Source organism: Dehalococcoides sp. (genome assembly GCF_041654235.1).
Taxonomy (GTDB): domain Bacteria; phylum Chloroflexota; class Dehalococcoidia; order Dehalococcoidales; family Dehalococcoidaceae; genus Dehalococcoides; species Dehalococcoides mccartyi_B.
The window spans coordinates 1-2679 of the sequence record NZ_JBAZDW010000112.1 but is presented as its reverse complement, the minus strand read 5'-3'; the positions used below and the strand labels follow the sequence as shown (position 1 = coordinate 2679).

General features: G+C 47.5%; 2 protein-coding genes. Both read left to right on the top strand.

The window, feature by feature from the left end; translation table 11 throughout:
- The coding region (locus WC259_RS08285) for a Wadjet anti-phage system protein JetD domain-containing protein (protein ID WP_372644274.1) at nucleotides 1-424 on the top strand (424 nt) is incomplete at its 5' end.
- Nucleotides 425-521: 97 nt separating this feature from the next.
- The coding region (locus tag WC259_RS08280; RefSeq protein WP_372644271.1) for a hypothetical protein at nucleotides 522-2679 on the top strand (2158 nt) is incomplete at its 3' end.

The following is a 2679-nucleotide window of genomic DNA, read 5'->3' as shown; positions in this document are numbered from 1 at the left end:
CGCGAGCGTGCCGTCTGCTGTCATCTCCATTGAGAATCAAACGACCTTTCATGAAGAGGCTAGGGCTCGACATGAGGAAAACGTCTTGCTGATTTACACAGCCGGCATGCCCAATTCGCCATGGCGCGATATGTACGTCCGCATATTGCAGGGGTTGCCAAGAGAGGTTCCTGTTTTCCACTGGGGGGATATAGACGAGGGAGGTTTCAGGATTGCCTCCGTGCTAGCCAAGGAGGCCGCTAGGGCAGGGCATACCCTTCTCCCAATGAAGATGCACCCTCAAGATGTTCCGACGGAACATCGCCGACCTGCGAGCCCGAAAACGATTGAGCGTATGGCGTACTTTGCTAGACAAGCAGGCTGGGATGAAATCTCGATGGAAATTGAGAAGGCGGGGTTTACGGTTGAGCAGGAAAGCTTGTGATGAATCATCCAACATTCAGCTACCCCAGGTCGACTAAACGTTAACGCCAATTTCTAGTTTGGCTATATAGATGCCAACTAACTTAGGAGAAATTCATTTGCCAACCAATTATCCCGCTAGTGCACAAGCATCTGAAGTTAATTACGAGCTTCATTCACTTGGATGGAAAGCATTTCAGCAACTTTGTGTTTCTGTAGTGAGTGAAGTATGGGGGCAGACGGTACAAGGCTTTCATGATTCACATGATGGAGGACGTGACGGAGCTTTCTATGGCACATGGGCCATACAGGCTGCGGAATCCCTTCAGGGATCATTCACGGTTCAGTGTAAATTTACATCCAAACCTGCCAGCGCTATTCATCTCTCTGATCTACGGGACGAACTAACCAAGGCAGAACGCCTTGCAGCTCGGGGGCTCGCAGACAACTACCTCCTACTTACAAATGCACGGTTAACCGGTGTTTCAGATGAAAAGGTTCGCGAGGCATTTGAGTCGATACCAGGCATTAAACACTTCGCGGTTTATGGCGCAGAACGTATTTCCCAATTTATCCGCGAGTCTCCTAGGTTACGCATGCTTGTTCCACGAGTGTATGGCCTTGGCGACTTAAGCCAAATATTGGACGAGCGCGCATATTCCCAAGCACAAGAGTTACTCAGCGCACTCGGCGACGACTTGGCTAAATTCGTCATTACAGATGCGTACCAGAAGAGCGCAAGGGCATTGGTCGAGCATGGTTTTGTACTTTTACTTGGTGAACCAGCCTGCGGTAAATCTACAATTGCCGCATCACTAGCTGTAGCAGCGCTAGATGAATGGGGTTGCTCGACAGTAAAGATTCGAAATGCAGATGACTTTGTTCGGCACTCGAATCCGCATGAACCCAAACAGTTCTTTTGGGTGGATGACGCCTTCGGAGCTACTCAACTTGACTGGTCAAGTACAGTAAAATGGAACAGTGTGTTTCCCCATATTCATGCAGCAATTCGCCGTGGGGCTAGAGTCGTCTTCACATCTCGTGACTATATTTACCGCTCGGCGAGAAACCACCTGAAGGAATCAGCGTTCCCTTATATTCATGAGTCACAAGTGGTAATAAATGTAGAGAGGTTAACGAAAGAAGAGCGTGAGCAAATACTCTACAACCATATTCGACTAGGAACACAGTCTTCCCAGTTTAAGACTAGAGTTAAACCATTCTTGACGGATGTGGCCTCCCATCAGCGTTTTAGTCCTGAGATAGCGAGGCGTCTAGGCAGCCCACTCTTCACAAAAAACCTTATTCTTTCGAAGAGCGGGTTGGATGAGTTTGTGACCCAATCAATGGGGTTGCTAAAAGAAATCATACGAACTCTTGATGCAGGCAGTCGCTCGGCGCTTGCTATTGTCTTCATGCGGGGAGGTGTGACACCAAGCCCTATGAGAATCACTAATGAAGAGGAAAAAGCTGTCACTCTCTTGGGTGGTTCGCAGGCGGATGTTCGAAACGCACTTTCCGCACTTGAGGGAAGCCTGCTTAGTCAGGTACGCCATGGGTCTGGGCATTTTATAAAATTTAAGCACCCTACTATTAGCGATGCATTTGCAAGCTTGGTGGCGGAAGACCGCGAGTTGCTCGATATATACCTTGCTGGCACCCAGATCGAAAAGCTTTTCCGCGAAGTATCTTGTGGAGATGTGGGTATAGAAGGTGTGAAGGTAATTGTTCCACCTGATCGCTATGATGCATTACTGACCCGAATCGATTCATTTTATAGCAAGCGACGTGAGAATGAAGACAGCGTTAATCGCTTCCTATCCTATCGATGTGACAAAGAGTTTCTCTCGCGCTACATCTCCAGAAAATCAGATTTTGTGGCAAACCTTCGCGTCGGATCATATCTGTACGCGATATCTGACGTGGACGTAATCGTTCGTTTGCATCAATTTCAACTGTTGCCAGAGAGCAAAAGACTCAGTGTTGTCTCTAGAATTCGCGACTTGGCAGTAAACACTCCAGATTCAGGGTTCTTGCGGATGGATATCCGCCAGTTGTTCACGCAATCAGAGCTAAATGAATTGCTTGATTACGTGAAACAGACGTTGCTACCGAATATTGATGAACGTATTAATACCTGGCGGGAAGACTACAATGGTGATGATGATCCCGAAGACTATTTCAGTGAACTCAAGAGCACGTTAATAAAATACCAAAAAGCATTCGACGAAGACATTTCTGCCGTATGCGATATTGATCATGCATTGCATGAGATAG